At 41.7% G+C, this 18,474-nt stretch carries 21 protein-coding genes and 1 pseudogene; 20 read left to right on the forward strand and 2 right to left on the reverse strand.

What is annotated here, in order from left to right; genetic code table 11:
* Positions 1-26: 26 nt before the first annotated feature.
* Positions 27-1,427, reverse strand: coding sequence for a dihydrolipoyl dehydrogenase (gene lpdA, locus CPBP_RS04535; RefSeq protein WP_350331678.1), 1,401 nt, complete (start codon positions 1,425-1,427; stop codon positions 27-29).
* A gap of 70 nt (positions 1,428-1,497) precedes the next feature.
* Between lpdA and CPBP_RS04540 the strand changes: the two genes are divergently transcribed.
* From CPBP_RS04540 to ligA, 4 genes are all read left to right on the forward strand, one after another.
* The gene (locus CPBP_RS04540) at positions 1,498-2,346 is read left to right on the forward strand and encodes a 4-hydroxybenzoate octaprenyltransferase (RefSeq protein WP_350331679.1); all 849 of its coding nucleotides are present in this window, start codon (positions 1,498-1,500) and stop codon (positions 2,344-2,346) included.
* 73 nt (positions 2,347-2,419) lie between these two features.
* Positions 2,420-2,665 carry a hypothetical protein gene (locus CPBP_RS04545; RefSeq protein WP_350331680.1) on the forward strand — a complete coding sequence of 82 codons (246 nt, stop codon included), beginning with the start codon at positions 2,420-2,422 and terminating at the stop codon, positions 2,663-2,665.
* Positions 2,655-2,942: a hypothetical protein gene (locus CPBP_RS04550; protein WP_350331681.1), complete on the forward strand. Its 288-nt coding sequence runs from the start codon at positions 2,655-2,657 to the stop codon at positions 2,940-2,942. The genes CPBP_RS04545 and CPBP_RS04550 overlap by 11 nt, the downstream gene beginning before the upstream one ends.
* A gap of 40 nt (positions 2,943-2,982) precedes the next feature.
* Positions 2,983-5,013: an NAD-dependent DNA ligase LigA gene (ligA, locus tag CPBP_RS04555; RefSeq protein WP_350331682.1), complete on the forward strand. Its 2,031-nt coding sequence runs from the start codon at positions 2,983-2,985 to the stop codon at positions 5,011-5,013.
* Between the two features lie 4 nt (positions 5,014-5,017).
* Here ligA and CPBP_RS04560 read toward each other — a convergent pair whose 3' ends face one another.
* Positions 5,018-5,272 (reverse strand): YbaN family protein, encoded by a 255-nt coding sequence (locus CPBP_RS04560; protein ID WP_350331683.1) that lies wholly within the window; start codon positions 5,270-5,272, stop codon positions 5,018-5,020.
* Between the two features lie 35 nt (positions 5,273-5,307).
* Between CPBP_RS04560 and CPBP_RS04565 the strand changes: the two genes are divergently transcribed.
* The 16 genes and pseudogenes from CPBP_RS04565 (at position 5,308) to CPBP_RS04640 (ending at position 18,474) form a co-directional block, all read left to right on the forward strand.
* Positions 5,308-5,928 (forward strand): hypothetical protein, encoded by a 621-nt coding sequence (locus CPBP_RS04565; protein WP_350331684.1) that lies wholly within the window; start codon positions 5,308-5,310, stop codon positions 5,926-5,928.
* Between the two features lie 11 nt (positions 5,929-5,939).
* Entirely contained in the window at positions 5,940-6,566 is a 627-nt protein-coding gene (locus tag CPBP_RS04570) for a hypothetical protein (RefSeq protein ID WP_350331685.1), read from the forward strand.
* Positions 6,567-6,577: 11 nt separating this feature from the next.
* Positions 6,578-7,198 carry a hypothetical protein gene (locus CPBP_RS04575; RefSeq protein ID WP_350331686.1) on the forward strand — a complete coding sequence of 207 codons (621 nt, stop codon included), beginning with the start codon at positions 6,578-6,580 and terminating at the stop codon, positions 7,196-7,198.
* A 127-nt stretch (positions 7,199-7,325) separates the two neighbouring features.
* On the forward strand, positions 7,326-7,718 hold the full coding sequence (gene rpsF, locus CPBP_RS04580) for a 30S ribosomal protein S6 (RefSeq protein WP_350331687.1): 393 nt from the start codon (positions 7,326-7,328) through the stop codon (positions 7,716-7,718).
* 29 nt (positions 7,719-7,747) lie between these two features.
* A pseudogene (rpsR, locus tag CPBP_RS04585) lies at positions 7,748-7,954 on the forward strand (30S ribosomal protein S18); the annotation flags it as partial.
* Positions 7,955-7,966: 12 nt separating this feature from the next.
* Entirely contained in the window at positions 7,967-8,521 is a 555-nt protein-coding gene (rplI, locus tag CPBP_RS04590; RefSeq protein WP_350331689.1) for a 50S ribosomal protein L9, read from the forward strand.
* 48 nt (positions 8,522-8,569) lie between these two features.
* Positions 8,570-10,033: a replicative DNA helicase gene (locus CPBP_RS04595; RefSeq protein WP_350331690.1), complete on the forward strand. Its 1,464-nt coding sequence runs from the start codon at positions 8,570-8,572 to the stop codon at positions 10,031-10,033.
* Positions 10,034-11,197: an alanine racemase gene (alr, locus tag CPBP_RS04600; RefSeq protein ID WP_350331691.1), complete on the forward strand. Its 1,164-nt coding sequence runs from the start codon at positions 10,034-10,036 to the stop codon at positions 11,195-11,197. It begins immediately after the preceding gene.
* 211 nt (positions 11,198-11,408) lie between these two features.
* Complete coding sequence (locus tag CPBP_RS04605) at positions 11,409-12,170, forward strand: MlaE family ABC transporter permease (RefSeq protein ID WP_350331692.1); 762 nt, start codon at positions 11,409-11,411, stop codon at positions 12,168-12,170.
* Positions 12,171-12,177: 7 nt separating this feature from the next.
* Positions 12,178-12,936: an ABC transporter ATP-binding protein gene (locus tag CPBP_RS04610; RefSeq protein ID WP_350331693.1), complete on the forward strand. Its 759-nt coding sequence runs from the start codon at positions 12,178-12,180 to the stop codon at positions 12,934-12,936.
* Positions 12,936-14,312 carry a DNA repair protein RadA gene (radA, locus tag CPBP_RS04615; protein ID WP_350331694.1) on the forward strand — a complete coding sequence of 459 codons (1,377 nt, stop codon included), beginning with the start codon at positions 12,936-12,938 and terminating at the stop codon, positions 14,310-14,312. The genes CPBP_RS04610 and radA overlap by 1 nt, the downstream gene beginning before the upstream one ends.
* On the forward strand, positions 14,309-14,839 hold the full coding sequence (locus tag CPBP_RS04620) for a CvpA family protein (RefSeq protein ID WP_350331695.1): 531 nt from the start codon (positions 14,309-14,311) through the stop codon (positions 14,837-14,839). Before radA ends, CPBP_RS04620 begins: the two co-directional genes overlap by 4 nt.
* A 63-nt stretch (positions 14,840-14,902) precedes the next feature.
* Positions 14,903-16,006 carry a DUF2066 domain-containing protein gene (locus CPBP_RS04625; protein ID WP_350331696.1) on the forward strand — a complete coding sequence of 368 codons (1,104 nt, stop codon included), beginning with the start codon at positions 14,903-14,905 and terminating at the stop codon, positions 16,004-16,006.
* A 3-nt stretch (positions 16,007-16,009) separates the two neighbouring features.
* On the forward strand, positions 16,010-16,711 hold the full coding sequence (locus CPBP_RS04630; RefSeq protein ID WP_350331697.1) for a CDP-alcohol phosphatidyltransferase family protein: 702 nt from the start codon (positions 16,010-16,012) through the stop codon (positions 16,709-16,711).
* Between the two features lies 1 nt (position 16,712).
* Complete coding sequence (locus CPBP_RS04635; protein ID WP_350331698.1) at positions 16,713-17,822, forward strand: AI-2E family transporter; 1,110 nt, start codon at positions 16,713-16,715, stop codon at positions 17,820-17,822.
* Positions 17,806-18,474 (forward strand): HdaA/DnaA family protein, encoded by a 669-nt coding sequence (locus CPBP_RS04640; RefSeq protein WP_350331699.1) that lies wholly within the window; start codon positions 17,806-17,808, stop codon positions 18,472-18,474. Before CPBP_RS04635 ends, CPBP_RS04640 begins: the two co-directional genes overlap by 17 nt.

Here is an 18,474-nt window from a genome sequence, read left to right on the forward strand (position 1 = left end):
AGACAAGGGATTTTAGCGCTGCGCTTTTATAAATGAATTGCCTTGTTCCATGCTGCCATAGAGGCTTCTTTTAAAGCTTCTGCTGTGGTGGGGTGGGCGTGACACGTGCGCGCAATATCTTCGGCAGAGGCTCCATATTCCATTGCAAGGGCTGCCTCGGCGATCATGGTTCCTGCGTCTGCTGCAATAATGTGAACGCCTAAAATTTGATCGGTTTTTGTATTCGTAATTACTTTTACAAAGCCTTTTGTTTCGCCTGCGGCTTTTGCTCGACCATTTACAGAAATTGGAAATTTTCCAACTTTGTATTCAACGGCTGCAGCCTTTAATTCGCTTTCTGTTTTTCCAACAGTTGCAACCTCTGGATGGGTATAAATTACAGCAGGGATTGCGGCATAGTTCACGTGAGGTTTCTGACCCGCAATAATTTCAGCAACGGCAACGCCTTCGTCTTCTGCTTTGTGAGCCAGCATCATGCCGCCAATGACATCGCCAATCGCATAAATATTGGATGAGGTTGTTTGATAGGTTGTGTTCACGGGAATAAATCCTTTTGCATCAGGCTCAATACCGGCTGCTTTTAAATTTAGCCCATCGGTATTTGGGCGTCTGCCAATGGAGACCAACAGGATGTCTGCGTCCAAAGTCGATGATTTTCCATCAGGGGATTCTATTGTGACGGTGACAGAATCTTGAGAGGACTCTGCGTTTAATACTTTGTGTTTTAGGAAGAATGCGATGCCTTGATCTTCCAAAATCTTTTGTAAGGCTGATGATACTTCGTGATCCATGGCGGGAACAATGCGATCAGCAAATTCGATAACCGAAACTTTTGCCCCTAATCGTTGCCATATGCTGGCCATTTCAAGACCAATATATCCGCCGCCCATTACAACCATGTGTTTGGGAACGCTTTTTAAGTCTAAGGCGCCAGTGGACGACACAATTCGCTGTTCGTCAATTTGGATATTGGGTAATGTTGCTACATTGGAGCCCGTGGCAATAATAAAATGTTTTGCTGTTACGGTTGATTCTTCTGTAGCACTTTTTATGTTAAGTTCTGAAGCAGAAGCAAACGATGCATATCCTTTGATTCGAGCAATATTGTTTTTCTTGAATAGAAATTCGATACCCTTTGTAAGTTCGTTGACCACGTTGGTTTTGTGGTTCATCATGACGTTAAGATCTAAAGATACGTTGTCTGTTGTTATTCCAAACCGAGCAAGATGATGTTGGGTCTCGTCATATTTGTGCGAAGCATGCAGCAGGGCTTTAGACGGAATGCATCCAACGTTTAGGCATGTTCCACCTAGCGTATCCCCCGCATCAACGCATGCGACACTCATTCCAAGTTGAGCGCATTTTATTGCGGCCACGTATCCAGCTGGACCCGCGCCAATTACAACAACATCAAATTGTTTTGCCATGATAAACCTGTGTATTGATTCTTAATGACCATCATATTACCATGGATTGAATTCATAGAGAAAGAGCGCAATGCAGTTATTAAATGATTATGTTCAACTGTGTCGACTGAATAGACCGATCGGTGTTTGGTTATTATTGTTTCCGGGGTTTGTGGGGTTGGCAGTGTCTTCACCAGAGGTTCCCTTGAAATATTGGGTTGTTTTTGTCGTCGGCGCTGTGGTGATGAGATCTGCTGGGTGCATTTATAACGATATTGTTGATCGTCCTTTTGACGGTCGGGTGGCGCGCACAAAAAGTCGCCCCCTTGTTCGCATAAACAATCCCGTGCCATTACGATGGGCGCTCGCTTTTTTGACCATAAATTTAGTGACAGGATTTATATGTTTGTTGCAGTTTAATCTTTCAACGATTTTTGTTGGGTTTGCAGCGGCAGCAATGATTGTCACATACCCATGGTTGAAACGCATTACGTATTGGCCGCAATTGTTTTTGGGGTTTACCATGAACATGGGGTTTATCATCGGGTGTTTTTCAATGAATGAATCTGTAAGTTTCCCCAATCTTTTAATATACGTTGGAATGATCATGTGGACACTTGGATATGATACGATATATGGATTTCAAGATATGGATGATGACGCGTTGATTGGTGTAAAATCCAGCGCATTAAAATTGCGCCAATCGCCCCGATTGTTTGTTTCCCTTATGTATTTAAGTACAACCACCTGTTGGATGTTTGCAGGAAATCTGTTGCAATTTTCTTGGGGGTATTATGTTGGGATTGCGTTAATTGCAGTGCTGCTTGCGTGGCAGGTGTTGACGCTTAACATTCATGATTCGAACAATTGTTTGATGCGATTTAAATCTAATCAATGGGTTGGGCTAATAGTGTTGTGTGCGGTTTTAGTTGGGGGATAATTTTTTATCGTAGAATAAGCGAAAATAACGTATAATACCTTGACTAAGCAATAGGAGAGAATGGAGACAAAAAATGGCAGTTACTTCAAAAGAGTCAGATAAGAAATTGATACTTGAGATTGATAATGGAGATAGTGAAAAATTATCAATAGCATTAGAAAAGTGGAACTTTAAAGATATTCAGTCGTATTGGAGGTTTTGTTTAAGTGTCTTAATTGAAACAGAAAACAATGGTCTTTGGATTGAATCTAATGGATCTCCTGTTCGGATTATGCCAGCCAAGCATTCTTTAAAGGATGGTCAAGACGATGGAAAATAAAAATCCAAACAATTTTGATACTAAATCAGAAATAGAAAAAATAAAAAAAGATTTAGAACCACATCAGTTGGGGATTATGATAAGTCAGGCACTAAAAACACAAAAAGAGCCTGAAAACGTAATAAATGAAATGGTTCTTGATGCTATTCGAAATAATATTAAATATCACGAAGCAATTAAGAAAGTTAATTCAATAACGGTTAATCAGGTTATGGCTTGGATTGTAGGTATTCTAGGTGCTTTCTTTGCAGGCGGTGGGTTGCAATATTTTAAATAGTTCATACTTGGCAGGCACTTCTATTTCAAGGCAATACACTATGATAGACATCCAAACAAAAATTCAGCAATTGGCAGATACAATTCGGTATCATGATAGTCTGTATTATGAAAGTGATGCGCCTGAAATTTCAGATGCGGGCTATGATGTGTTGCGTCAAGAATACCGCGATCTAATTAAACAATATCCCCAGTTTATTCCTGATAACGATCCTGAACGTCATGTGGGGTCTGTGGCAGCAGCGGGATTTAAAAAAATAACGCATTTAAAACCCATGTTATCGTTGGACAATGCCTTTGATACTGACGACATTTTAAGCTTTGATGAACGCATTCATCGGTTTTTAAATTTAGATTTTTCTGCCCCTGTAGAGTATGTTTCGGAGCTTAAAATCGACGGATTGTCGTGCGCGGTGCGATATCGTAAGGGTAAGTTGGTGCTGGCTGCAACTCGGGGAAATGGTGTTGAGGGTGAGGATGTCACCGACAATGTTAAAACGATTTCGGACATACCGCATCACATTCCTTTTTCTGATGAAGAGGTTGAAATTAGGGGAGAGATCTATTTATCAAAAGCAGACTTTCTGCAGCTGAACGAAGATCGTAGGTTAGCGGGTGAAGCCTTGTTTGCGAATCCCAGAAATGCCGCAGCGGGATCGTTGCGTCAATTAGATTCCTCCATTACGGCTAAGCGTCCCTTGCGTTTTTTTGCGTATGATTTAGTGTCATCGATTTCTTTAAAAACACATAAAGAGACATTAACGCTTTTGGAAACATGGGGTTTTTCTGTAAACCCAGATCGAAAAGTGTGCCCAGACATTCGGGCGGGCGAATCTTTTTATAATGATATAGCCCTGCGTAGGGCTCATCTTGACTATGATATTGATGGCGTCGTGTATAAGGTTAACGATTTGGAATTGCAGCGACGATTGGGATATGTATCCCGGTCTCCACGTTTTGCGACTGCCCATAAGTTTAAAGCTGAACAAGCGGTGACTCGATTGAATGATATCGTTGTGCAGGTTGGGCGAACGGGAATCTTAACACCAGTTGCAGAGTTGGAGCCTATCAATGTGGGTGGGGTTTTGGTCTCCAGAGCAACCCTTCACAATGAGGATGAGATTAATCGTAAGCGATTGCAAATCGGTGATCAGGTGATGATACAGCGTGCGGGAGATGTGATTCCGCAAGTTGTTGAATCGCTAACTCAACACGAACATTTTACGCCATATCAACTGCCTTCGCAGTGTCCTGTGTGTCAATCGGAAACGCATCGCGTTGAAGGAGAGGCTGCCAGACGGTGTGTCGGAGGGTTCCAGTGTGATGCACAAGTTGTTGGGCGCTTAAAACATTTTGTATCAAAGCAAGCATTCGATATTGAAGGTTTGGGCGATAAAAATATTGAGTTCTTATATGCAACCCAGCGCGTTCTTGTTCCATCAGACATTTTCACATTGCAGCACCGTAACGGCGATGCGTTTCCACCTTTAGAAAAAGAAGACGGATGGGGCGCCTTATCGGTCAAGAATCTATTTGCGGCAATTAATGGTGCGCGCACTATCGATTTACACCGATTCATATATGCGCTTGGAATACCGCAAGTGGGCGAGGTTACTGCAAAGATTTTAGCGCGTCATTATCCGACGTGGGATGGATTTATGGAGATGTTAAAAACCCAGGAAGAGGCGTTAAAAGAACTGGAATCGTTAGATGGCATTGGTCCTGTAATGGCGCAAGATATCGTAATGTTTTTTCACACATCAACACAGATAGAGTGGGTGCAAAATTTATTGCAGCATTTAACTATTGTGTCCAGTCGTCAGATACAAACGGGCAATCTTCCTTATGATGGTAAAACGATTGTATTTACGGGAACGTTATTGAATCAGGGGCGTCAAGAAGCAAAAGCGCTGGCTGAGCGTTTGGGCTTTAAGGTGGTCAGCAGCGTATCATCTAAAACGGATTATGTTGTTGTTGGCGAAGATCCAGGATCAAAGGCCACAAAAGCAAAAGAGCTTGGGGTGACAATATTATCTGAAGATGAGTGGGCTGCTTTGGCAAACAAAAAGTAAGCGATTACAATCCAAGCTTATTCAGCCACAGATCAACTTTTGGCATAACTGAATCTGAAAGTTCTTTAAACTTAGGAATGCGGGCTTGACATTGATACCAAATCCATCGAACAAATGTACTGCTATCTTTTAATAAAACAACGGCCAGCATAAAGAATAGAATTCCCGGAATAATAGGGAGAATTGCGCCAATCCCGCTCAAGATTAAACATACCCAGCCGACAATTTTACGCTTCATTTCATTGACAAATTTATACATTCGCATTAGCATCGCATAAATCAATGGAGAATTAAATGCAATTTTCAATTTTAGGCGTACCGTTCAAGTGTACAAAAGATATGTTTACCTGGGAAAAGGCTAAGTGGTCGCTATTTGTATATTGGGCACAACTTTGGAGAGGTGGCATTCTTGGTGTTGTGGGGGTGTTGATAGTCTGTCTGCCTGCATTATTGAATTTCAAAGCTTTGTCTAAATTTTTTAGCGCAACACTTGAGGAGGCAGTATGGGTATTCATTTTGCTCATGATAGATTCAATGGGTTATTGGTATCAGCAGAATCTTGCTTTAGTTATAGTTTTATTTTGTCTTTGGTGTGTTGGGCTTATCTTGGGGATGATCTATTTCCAATATTACACACTGTTCAAAAAGAACTATCAGACATTCTCTCGTCAGCTCAATAAGTTTGAAATTCGATCGCTGTGGAGTTGGGGATTCTGGAAACCATTCATATTTATTACCGTGTTTGGATTGTTGACTGGGGGTGTCGTCAGAGCTCTGTTTTGGGTGATGGATATTCAGCAGGGCGATGTTGCTCTCATCAGTTTGGTAATAGGTTTAGTGCTTTTTCATATTTTTCTTCACGGTGGAAGCTGGGGGTTTGTGCCAGTGTCTAGGCAGCATCCAACAGCGAAATAAAAGAGGGTAAAATGCAATTTTCAATTTTAGGCGTACCGTTTAAGTGTACGAAGGATATGTTTACCTGGGAAAAGGCTAAGTGGTCGCTATTTGTATATTGGGCACAACTTTGGAGAGGGGTGTTGTTGCTGAGTGGTGCTCTGCTTTTGTTGGTTGGGATATTCTTTCTGCCTGGTGTGATTAATTCAAATGAGCTTTCAGCATTGTATCAAGGTGTTGACCCATCGATAATGTTTCTTGTGCCAGTAGTATATGCGTCTCAATATTGGTATCAACACTTGTTAGTGTTGGGTATAGTTTTGTGGAGTCTTTGGTGTGTTGGGCTTATCTTGGGGATGATCTATTTCCAATATTACACACTGTTCAAAAAGAACTATCAGACACTCTCTCGTCAGCTCAATAAGTTTGAAATTCGATCGCTGTGGAGTTGGGGATTCTGGAAACCATTCATATTTATTACCGTGTTTGGATTGTTGGCTGGGGGCGTCGTCAGAGCTCTGTTTTGGGTGATGGATATTCAGCAGGGCGGTGTTGCTCTCATCAGTCTGATAATTGGGGTGGTGCTTTTTCATATTTTTCTTCACGGAGGAACGTGGGGATTTGCGCCGGTGTCTAAACAACATCCAGCAACGAAATAAAAGGGGATAAAATGCAATTTTCAATTTTTGGTGTGCCGTTTCGATGTACAAAAGATATGTTTACCTGGGAAAAGGCTAAGTGGTCTTTTTGCGTTGGTTGGGCACAGTGGTGGCGTTCGCTCCTGGTGGGATACTTTTTAACCATTTCCTTAGCAATTGTGGCGGGGGCTGTGTCTGTGGTTTCTGGTGCATTAAAGATGCCGCTTTCTTTTGATAGTGGGTGGTCTTTGGTTTTGCTGGGGGCTCTTTATATTCCAGCGCTCTTGATCATGCTGAGCATAGATTTTTATGTTTTATTTAAGAAAAAATATAAGTCATTTGATCGACACTTTTTCAATCCTCCGCAACAGTTGCAATTCTTTAGCTGGCTTTATTGGAAACCCTTTCTAGCCATGACTTTATTGGTGTTGATATGTTTGTGTGTTATGGGGCTAGTTGGCATACTAAGGATCGTTTTTTTAGGGAGCGTGTTTGGTGTTGTTTTGGAGGTGTTTTCTTCTCTATGGAGCATAATAAGCTTTTTTGTTTATCTTGCTTTAGTGTCGGGGCACATTACGCTTCACGGTGGCACGTGGGGGTTTGTGCCGGTGCGCAAGCAAACCATAACAGAGGAATTGGAGGTCAAGAGCTAATTCTCTTGACTTTTTTTTGAAAAATGGCGATAAACGATCGATGGCGATATATCGCTTGCTTTATCCTTGCTGTTTTCATACGCGAGAACAGCTGTGGTCATAAAGACTATCAACCATAAGGAGTTATATGATGAATAAATATGAGTGCATTTATGTTGCACGTCAGGACATTCCTCAATCTCAAGTTGAGAACATGTCCGAACAATTTACTGGCATTATCAAAGAATACAACGGCACTATTCACAAAGTTGAATATTGCGGTTTGCGCCAGTTAGCCTACAAAATTAAAAAGAACCGCAAGGGTCATTATGTTGAGATGCACTTTGAGGCTTCTCCAGATGCTATCGTTGAAATGGAGCGTCAAATGGGGCTGCACGAAGACATGTTGCGTTTCTTGACGTTGCGAATGAAAGAATTCGTAAAAGGTCCGTCTCCTTTGTCTCAAACAAAGGGATATAAAGAATCTCGTCGTGTTGCTGTTGTAGCAAAAGAAGAAGCTCAAGAAGGAGTTGTGGCATAATGTCTGTACCTCAAAAACCAAGTTTTTTTCACCGCAAAAAGTCATGCCCATTTTCTGGTCCAAGGGCTATTGCGATTGATTATCGTGACCCACGCATTTTGCAACGCTTTGTTTCAGAGCGTGGTCGTATGGTGCCAAGCCGTATTAGCTCTGTTTCTGCAAAGAAGCAACGCGAATTAGCGTTGGCTATTAAGCGTGCTCGTTATTTGGCAATCATGCCGTATGTTGTGGACTAAGGAGAAAAAGCTATGGAAATCATTTTAACCGAACGCGTTCATAAATTAGGCAACATTGGCGATATCGTCACTGTAAAAACAGGCTTTGCGCGTAACTTTTTGTTACCCCAAGGTAAAGCATTGCGTGCGACTGCAGAAGCAAAGAAGAAATTTGAAGCTGATCGTGCACGTATTGAAGCTGATCATGGCGCTAAAAAAGTTGAAGCAGAAAAAGTTGCTGCAAAACTAGAAGGCAAAGTTGTTATTGTTGTTCGTCAAGCGGGCGATAGTGGTCAATTATATGGATCAGTAACAACTCGTGATGTGGCGGCAGGTCTTGTAAAAGATGAATTCGCAGTAGTTCGTCAACAAATCACAATTCCTAAAGTAATTAAAGAATTGGGATTGCACCCTGCAACTGTTCAATTGCATTCTGATGTTGTTGTGAATGTTCGCATTAACGTTGCACTCAGCGTTGAAGAAGCTCACGCACAATTACAAACTGCAAATAAAATTGCTGGTAAATCATATGGATCAGAAAAAGCTGTTGAATCAGCTGACGCTGAAACATCTGAAGAAACTGCATAATTGTTTCATGGGGGAGCGAAAGCTCCCCATCTAAGTTAAGGAGTCTTTATGTCGTCCGTTGTTGATCTTAAGCAGACATTTGCTGTGACAACAGCAGAAGGTCAAGAAAATTCCGTACCCTATAATCCTGAGGCTGAGCAGCTTTTGCTTGGAACGTTGTTGTATAACAATGCTCCATTTGAAAAGACGTCAGAATTTCTAAAACCCGATCATTTTGTTAATCCAGTACACCAACAAATTTATACGGCCATACAGCGATATGTTGAACGTGGTCATGTTGCCGACCCTATTACCTTAAAGGGATATTTTACGCAACATCCAGATGCGGAACAGATTAGTTCATATTTGGTTAGCCTTGCGACGAATGCGCATCAAATCATTGATGTTGAACATTACGGACGCATTATTTATGACTTGTCTTTGCGTAGGCAATTAATTGCGTTGGGGTCGGAGGTTGTTGTTGAGGCGCGTCGTATTGATACAGAAAAGACGACGGATGAGCAAATCACTGACATTGAGCAGAAATTATTTTATCTTGCGACTCAACAAGATTCACAACGTGCGGCGCTGCCCTTTAAGGCAGCATTAACAGAAGCGATTAACACTGCGAAAAAAGCATTCCAAAGTGATCGCAAAATTGTGGGTGTGACGTCTGGCTTAAAAAGCGTGGATGATTATTTGGGTGGGTTTCACAATTCCGATTTGGTTATTTTGGCAGGGCGACCCTCTATGGGTAAAACTGCATTGGCGACGACTATTGCCTTTAACTCGGCAAAAGCACATTTGGAAAAACGTGTTGAAGGTGCTGGTGTTTTGTTCTTTTCATTAGAAATGTCCGCAGAACAGTTGGCAACACGATTGCTTGCGGCGGAATCGCAAGTATCGTCAGAAAAAATTCGACGCGGCGAATTAACCAGCGCTAGCTTTGAACGATTTATTGAGGTAAGTCGCGAACTTGAAAATATGAATTTATTTATTGATGATACGCCAGCGTTGTCGGTATCGTCGTTACGATCGCGCGCGCGACGATTAAAGCGTCAGCATAATATTGGCTTTATCATTATTGACTATTTACAATTGCTTACCACGGGGCGCCATGGCGGCGACAACCGTGTGAATGAAATTTCGGAAATTTCACGATCACTAAAGGCGATTGCAAAAGAATTAAGCGTTCCGATTATTGCGCTGTCACAGTTGTCTCGTGCGGTAGAGCAACGCGATGATAAGAGGCCGCAGCTTTCAGACTTGCGAGAATCTGGATCGATTGAGCAAGACGCTGACGTTGTGTTGTTCGTGTATCGTGAGGAATATTATCTGGCACGAAAAGAGCCTAATATTGAAGATGTTAAGAAGTACAACGAATGGACGGATCGTTTACAAAAGGTTGCCAGTACGGCAGAGGTGATTATTGGTAAGCAACGTCATGGTCCAGTGGGGACGGTTCGCTTACATTTCGATGGACGCTTTACGCGGTTTTCTAACCTTGATCAAACTTATCAGGAAGTCTATTAAATGCAAAATCAAACGATGGTTTATAATAAGTTGCAGAATAAAAAATCTGAGCTGCCATTTTCTGTAAAAGTTTCCCCGCAAGAAACGGGCGCTATGATTGTTGATCTGGCGGCGGTGCAAAAGAATTATCAAACCTTTGAAAAACATATTGCGCCAACAACCATTGCCCCTGTCGTAAAAGCGAATGCTTATGGATTAGGCATGATTCCAGTTTGCGAAGCCTTAGCCAACGTTGGGGCAAAAGAGTTTTTTGTTGCAACGATCGACGAGGGAATTGCTTTAAAAAAGGCGATGCCTGGTGTTGTAGTGTATGTTCTTTATGGGATTTTTGCTGATACGATTGATGTGTTTTTTGAACATCAGTTGGTTCCGGTATTAAATACGGTTGAACAAATTGAACGTTGGAATAAGTTTGCTGGGGAAAAGCAGGTGAAATTACCGGCGGTGATTCATTTTGATACGGGGATGAGTCGCACTGGTTTGACAGCAAAAGAGGTTGAGTGGTTGATGGGTAATCAACACATTTTATCTAGTCTTGATTTACACTATGTGATGAGTCATTTGGCATGCAGTGAGGTTCCGGATCACCCCATGAACACAAAACAAAAGGACACATTTCAGCGGTTTGCAGAAGCGTTTCCCGGGGTTAAACGAAGTTTGGCAGCATCAACATTGATGAAGACTGACTCGTCAGCGAATCACGATATGGCGCGACTGGGGTATGGGTTGTATGGGTTCTGTTACGATACGCCAGCGATTCAATTAACGAATTGCTTGCATGTGTACAGCAGAATTGTACAGCTAAGAGATTCTGTGCCGGGTGACACCGTTGGGTATGGCGCTAATTATGTGGTTGAAAAAGCGGGGCGGCTGGCAACACTATCGATTGGTTATGCTGATGGGTATCATCGGTTTTTGCACAACTATAAAACATATGTATATATTGGTCCTTATAAAGCGTATTTGGCTGGGCGGATATCTATGGATTTTTGTGTGGTGGATGTTAGCCATGTACCTGAAGACTATTTATACGAGGGCGCTTGGGTTGAAATGATCGGAGAGCATATCCGTGTGGCAGATTTGGTGACGGGCACTGATTTTGTGCCTCATGAGGTTCCAATTTCGTTGGGCAATCGGTATATCCGACATTATTTGCCAGGCTAAGACATTTTCTAAATAGACTCCTTCGCAAGATGCTCCGGAGACTTTTATCGCCCACCCGACCTGGATTGCACAAAGGGGCGCAACCAGGTCTTCCCACCCGCGGCTTGCAAAGGGGCAAGCCGTCAAAAAGAATTGCAATTGGCAAACGGACGTTTCATTTTGTAATGAAAAGCGCTATTATTATTTATATCTAAGTTAGTTTGAGGCTAAAATGTTTGGTGCAATTGGGCGTCGTTTTATTCTTGCAATGGGAGTGATTGGGCAAATCGCGTTGTTTTTACTTGAGAGTTTGAAAGCAACGTTTACTCGACCTTTTTATATAAAGGAAACGATTCATCAATTGTATCGTGTGGGATTCTTGTCGTTGCCAATAGTTACCCTAACAGCGGTATTTACGGGTATTGTCTTGGCGTTGCAAACGTATACAGGATTTTCTAGATTTGGGGCTACGGGTGCGGTGCCAACAGTTATTGTGTTGTCAATCGTGCGGGAGCTTGGACCTGTATTAACGGGGTTGATGATTGCGGGACGGGTTGGGGCTGCGATGGCGGCGGAGGTTGGAACAATGAACGTGACCGATCAAATCGATGCGATGCGGACACTGCACACGGATCCCTATCATTATCTGATTGCTCCCAGGATTTTAGCATCCGTTATTAGCTTGCCATTGTTGGTGGTTGTGGCAGATACGATCGGCGTGTATGGTGGATATTTGATCAGCACGCTTTATTTAGATTTTAACGAAAGTTATTACATAACACAGACATTTCAATTTTTGTATTTTTCAGATGTATTTTCTGGGCTGTTCAAGTCGTTATTCTTTGGTGCGGCGATATCGACGATTGGATGTTATTCTGGGTATACTGCACTTCGAGGGGCTGAAGGTGTGGGTATTGCTGCAACAAAATCGGTTGTTTTAGCGTCGATCAGTATATTTATTTTAAACTATATTTTAACCGTCTTGTTATTTTAGGCTGCACATGAAAACAAACGCGAACATTAAAATTCAATTACGCAATTTGCACAAATCATTTGGAAAGAAGATCATTCTAAATGGTTTGGATTTAAACGTGCATGACAAAGAATCTTTTGTTGTCATTGGTCCTTCGGGTGTTGGTAAATCCGTATTGCTGAAATGTATGTTGGGGTTATTGCCGATTGATAGGGGATCTATTATTGTTGATGGCGGAGAGACCTCAAAGTTAACTGGAAAAAAGCGCAATCAATTCTTAAAGAAGTTCGCGATTGTGTTTCAGGGTGGGGCGCTATTCGACAGCATGAAAATCTGGGAAAATGTTGCGTTTGGTTTAATTCAGGGGCAAGGGGTGCCAGCACCGTTGGCTAAAAAACTAGCCATTGAAAAGTTAGAGCTGGTTGGTATGAATGCAGCCGTTGGTGAACAACGTCCAAATGAATTGTCAGGTGGGATGCAAAAGCGTGTTGCGATTGCACGGGCTATTATTATGGAACCTGAAATTTTATTGTTTGACGAACCGACGGCGGGTTTAGATCCCGTAACGGCCAATTTGATTAATCAGTTGATTCGTAAATGTCATGATGAGCTTAATATTACGACATTTACGATTACGCATGATATGTCCACGGTTCATACGGTGGCGGATCGAGTCGGAATGTTGAATGATGGGAAAATTATCTGGGAGGGCACATTGAAAGAAATTGCAAAATCCGATAATCATTTTGTACAGCAGTTTATTCATCAACAAACGTTTGAAAACTAATGGCTAAGACACATAAAACATTTGCATGTCAAGCGTGCGGCAGTGTGTATCCCCGCTGGGTTGGAAAGTGTGAAGCCTGTGGTGAGTGGAACACGATTGTTGAAGAGGTTGAGTCTGCGCCAATTCCTAAGGGGATGAAACCTGGAAAAAGCAGCGGATTGGATTTGGTTGCTTTAAATGGTCCCATGAAATCATTTCCGCGATACGTATCATCGATTGAAGAATTCGATCGCGTATGTGGGGGTGGTTTGGTTCCGGGGTCGATTGTATTGATCGGGGGAGATCCCGGCATTGGAAAATCGACATTGTTATTGCAAGTCAGTGCGGCGCTGTCATCAGATTTATCGGTTGCGTATGTATCGGGTGAAGAAGCGGTGGATCAGATTCGCATGCGGGCAAAACGATTGGGGTTATCTGAAAGCCAAGTCATGTTGGCGGCATCATCAAACGTTCGGGATATTTTATCAACCTTAGACGTTGTAAATGGCCCAAAGGTGGCTGTTGTGGACTCGATACAGACGATGTACATCGATAATGTTGAATCGGCGCCGGGTACGGTGACGCAGGTGCGTGGGTGTACGGCGGAACTTGTTCGGGTTGCAAAATCACGTGATTTGGTCATCATCTTGGTGGGGCATGTCACAAAAGAAGGCATGATCGCAGGTCCCAGAGTCTTAGAGCACATGGTGGATGCTGTGTTTTACTTTGAAGGTGATCGTGGACATCAGTTTCGAATTTTACGGTCGGTGAAAAACCGATTTGGTGCAGCTGACGAAATTGGTGTATTTGAAATGCGGGAAGAAGGATTACAAGAGGTAACAAATCCCTCATCTTTATTTCTAGAAAATCGATCTTCAGAACTCAGTGGTGTTTCAGTTTTTGCAGGGTTAGAAGGATCCAGACCCTTATTGTGTGAAATTCAGGGGTTGGTGGCGCCATCTCCACTTGCAAGTCCACGGCGTACCGTTGTAGGATGGGACGCAGGAAGATTGTCCATGATATTAGCGGTTCTGGAAACGCGGTGTTCTATTCAAATGAGCAATCGGGATGTATATTTAAACATTGCCGGGGGTTTGAAAATCACAGAACCTGCGGCAGATCTAGCGGTCGCTGCGTGTTTGTTGTCATCGTTTACGAATACACCCTTACCCGAAGACACAGTTATCATTGGTGAAATTGGGCTGGGCGGCGAAATTCGACCCGTTAAGCAAATCGAGGTTCGATTGAAAGAGGCGGCTAAGCTAGGGTTTAAACAAGCAATTATTCCAGCCACATCAAAGCTATCTGAAAACAAACACAATATTAGTATTATTGCTGTTAAGCACCTTTCAGATATGATGCGATTTTTTAATGTTCGACAGAAAAGAGACTCATGAATACAATAGATATTATTATCCTTATATTGGTTTTGCTATCTTCCATTATTGGTTTTTGGCGGGGAATTACGCGTGAAATTTTAGGCATTTTCAGCTGGGCGTTGGCAGCAGTTATCGCCTATTTCTTGTATGTATTGCCAGTGCCATTAGTTGGTATGGTTGTTAGTAACGAATTTCTGAAAGAAATCATATCGGGGCTTGTCGTATTTCTGGTTGCCTTGATTGTGTTGACGTCAATCACGTACAGTTTTTCTGATGCGGTAAAAGGCAGCATTATTGGTGGCGCGGATAAAATTTTGGGGTTCTTGTTCGGGGCGATCAGAGGATTCTTGTTGATCTCTATTATTGCAGTGGGCGCCCATAAGTTTCTTTTAAAAAGCGGTGAAAATGCTCCAACTATTTTAAAGGAATCAAAACTAATTCCTATTACGGATGCAGTTATGATGCGATTAATTCAATCTATTTCTGCGGACAGATTGAACCTTTGGAAAGATAAATGGAAAACTTTTTTAGCGATATCTCTTTAAAGGGATCACAAAAAGTATCTGAAGCCATTGAGGATTTACCAGAAAGTTTAGGAAAAAATGAAGATGAATAAACGTTTATTTTTGTATGTAGTTGCTTTGTGTTTAATGACGATTAACGCTTCAATAGTTTTTGGTGGAGCATATTCTATTCAAAACATTCAGGTACAAAACAATGGGGCTTCTTCCTCGGTTGCAAAAGACGCTGCATTAAAAGATGCTAGAAAGCAAGCATTTCAGGCGATGGTTCAAAAATTGGTTGATAAAAAAGACATGGATCGTTTTGAAAACACAGATGATCAAACTGTTGAATTTTTGATCGACAGTATGCAAATTATGAACGAACAAATGGGGCCTCAAAGTTATAAGGCAATGGTTTCGTTTGAATTTAATAAACAGCGAATAGAAGAATTTTTTAGAAACAAATCTGTGCAATTTGTGGTACCTGTTCATAAATCTATCGTGGTGCTTCCTCTGCTTTCGGATGGAGCAAAAACGTATTTGTTTGAAAAAGAAAACATCTGGATGGATCTGTGGCGTGGGCATTCATTCAATCAAGCATTAATGACCTTTGTTGTGCCTAATGGTGATTTGAATGATATGCAGTTGTTGGATGCAGAAGATGCTTTGATTGGGGCATCGGAAAAAATAGCTGCGGTTGCTGCGCGTTATCAAGTATCTGCAGTGGTGGTTCCCTATGTCAGTATTTCAATTCAGGGGCGCAAAATAAATGTTCAGGTGGATTTTCAAGAATATGATGCTAAGGGTATTAAAAAAAATAACATGATTCGCTCACACAACTTAACAGAGGTTGCTGCTGAGGTCTCAAAGCAAGACCTACTAAAAAAGTTGCTTAAAATTTCTATAGAAAATATTCAAGATTTTGTTAAGGCTCAATTTGGTGGAAATCAAAATCACAACCTTGTGTATTTGAAGGTTCCAACAAAAACATCGGATGAATATTGCGCATATATCAAAGTGTTAAATGAGTCTGGGATGGCTCAAGAAATTCAACCGGTTGAGCTTTCTAGAAATTATTCTGTCTTGCGAGTCAAAACGTTGTATACGTTAGAAGACCTGTTGAAATTCTTTAAAGAACGTGGGTATAATTTTGAAATATCTCAAGATGTTGCAAACCCTTATGCGTATGAGGCAAAGCCTAAAGGATAATGGATGTCAAAATCAACGCTATCATCTAAGCTATTAACGTTGCCGAACTGGATCACATTTGGGCGCATTGTCTGTGTACCGTTTGTTGTTGCGACATTGTTGATGAATAAACCCCTTTATGCACTAATATTTTTCGTGGTGGCTGCAATATCAGATGCGTTGGATGGGTTCATTGCGCGGTATACAAAAACACGATCAAAATTGGGAGCATATTTAGATCCGCTTGCGGATAAGTTGCTGTTTTTAGGAACTTTTCTGACGTTGGGGTATTTAAATATTATTCCGGTATGGTTGATTGTATTATCAATTTATAGAGATTTAACCATTGTCTTGGGAATTGGAGTATTAAAATATTACAGAGTTTCTGTTGAAATAAAGCCATTGTTCATCAGTAAAATTAATACATTTATTCAAAGCATCGTTGTCGTTGCTTTTTTGGTTATGCAGGCATTTTCGCTTCAAAACTCCATCATTCTTATGGGCGCCTATGTATTGGTGTATATAAATACACTGACGTTATTAATTTCGGGCGTTGGGTATATTCGACAAGGGCTGCAGCGGTTAGAGGGATATGGGTTGGTTTACTTTTTTGCGGGGGCTTTTATATGCTTGTTTATCTTAATGATGAACTATATGATTGCAGATGGAGTTGTATTATGGCAGACGTTTCATCGTGCGCTCTGTCCCTCATCATATAGGATATAGCATGTTAAATCGGTTTATTTTCCCCGTCGTTGTCGTCCTTGGCTTTGGGTTTTTATATTCTTTCAGTTCTATTACTATGCCGTTTTTAATCGCGGGTGGTATCGCGTATGTATTTCAACCGGTGGTTGGATATCTTGAGCGTATTAAGTTGCCAAGATGGTTGGGGGCGCTGTGGGTGACCCTTGCGATGTTTGCGATTGTTGTTATATTTTTTGTGTATACGGCACCTATTTTGTATGCGCAATTAACAAAGCTAATCAAGCAAGTTCCGGGATACATCAGTAATTTACAAACAGTAATTCAGCAGATGATGGTTGTTCTTAATGACCAGGTTCCTGCAGAATATTCGATGCAGATTCAAGAGGGAGTTCAAGCCATATCCAGAGATCTGGTTTCTTGGTTGCTTGGGAAAACTCAATCAGCATTTGAAGGTGGGTTGACGATCATTCACTATGTCACGTTAATATTGATTGTGCCTGTTTTAACTTTTTACTTGATGAAAGATTGGCAAAAGCTTTTAGATACAGTCAGGCATTATATACCGCCTCAAAATAAAAAAGTATTTATCCAGCAGACACAAAAGATAGACCAAACGTTGGCCAGCTTTGCACGCGGGCAAGCGTTAGTGTGTTTGATTTTAATGGGATATTATAGCCTGGCGTTGCACATACTTGGTCTTGATTTTGGCGGGCTAATCGGCAGCTTGGCGGGACTGTTTGCTTTTATTCCGTACGTAGGCGCAATTCTTGGATTTGCGACGTCGGGCGCAATTGCAGTTTTACAAACATCATCGTGGATGTTTGGAGAGGGGGGCTCGCTTGCATTATTTGGAGCCGTAACCATCGTTTTTGCATTTGGACAGTTTTTGGAAGGCGTTGTATTAAGCCCAAATATTGTTGGAAAAAGCATTAGACTTCATCCGTTGTGGATCATGTTTGCCTTATTTTTAGGCGGGTATCTTTTTGGATTCGCGGGTATTTTAGTTGCAACACCGGTGGCGGGAGCAATTGGTGTCGTGGTGCGATATGCGTTGCAACAATACAGAAATAAAATGCACTCTTTGTATCATGAGCACGCAAAACAGCGGAGATCTTATGGATCAAAGCCCTAAGCAATATACGCTGCCGCTGATACAAGAGCCAGATTTTACGTCGTATAGTTATTTTGTCAGTCAAAGTAATAAGGCGGCCTATCGCTTGGTAGAGCTTTGGCCAGAATGGTCGTTTAAGTACTATGTTATCGTTGGACCCGTAGGGCATGGCAAAACGCATCTTGGGCATATTTTAAGGGATTTAACGCACGGTGTTTTTATTAATGCTGCGGAGATTGATGCAAACGTATTAGAGACGATTAAGCCGAAAGAAACCTATGTTGTCGATGATATTCATTTGGTTCAGCAGCCTGCATTGTTGTTTCACTTTTATAATTTGACGTTGGAAAATGACTGTAATGTCGTTTACCTGTCTGGCAAGGCGCCGGGTCAGTATGATATGGGGCTGCCTGATTTAAATTCCAGATTTCGATCTTTGGCTGTGATTGAATTGCCACAACCCGATGATGACTTGTGTCGTGCCATCATACGAAAAGTATTTCTAGATTTGCAAATTAACGTTGCCGACGAAGTTGTTGAATATATGCTAGCACATATGTCGAGAAGTTTAACGGATATTCACTATAACATTCAGCTGTTAAATCAACAGTCTATGGAGCTGAAGCGCAACATTACGATACCATTCATTAAGTCATTAGATGGCACAAAATGA

It is taken from the genome of Candidatus Bodocaedibacter vickermanii (assembly GCF_014896945.1).
Taxonomy (GTDB): domain Bacteria; phylum Pseudomonadota; class Alphaproteobacteria; order UBA6184; family UBA6184; genus Bodonicaedibacter; species Bodonicaedibacter vickermanii.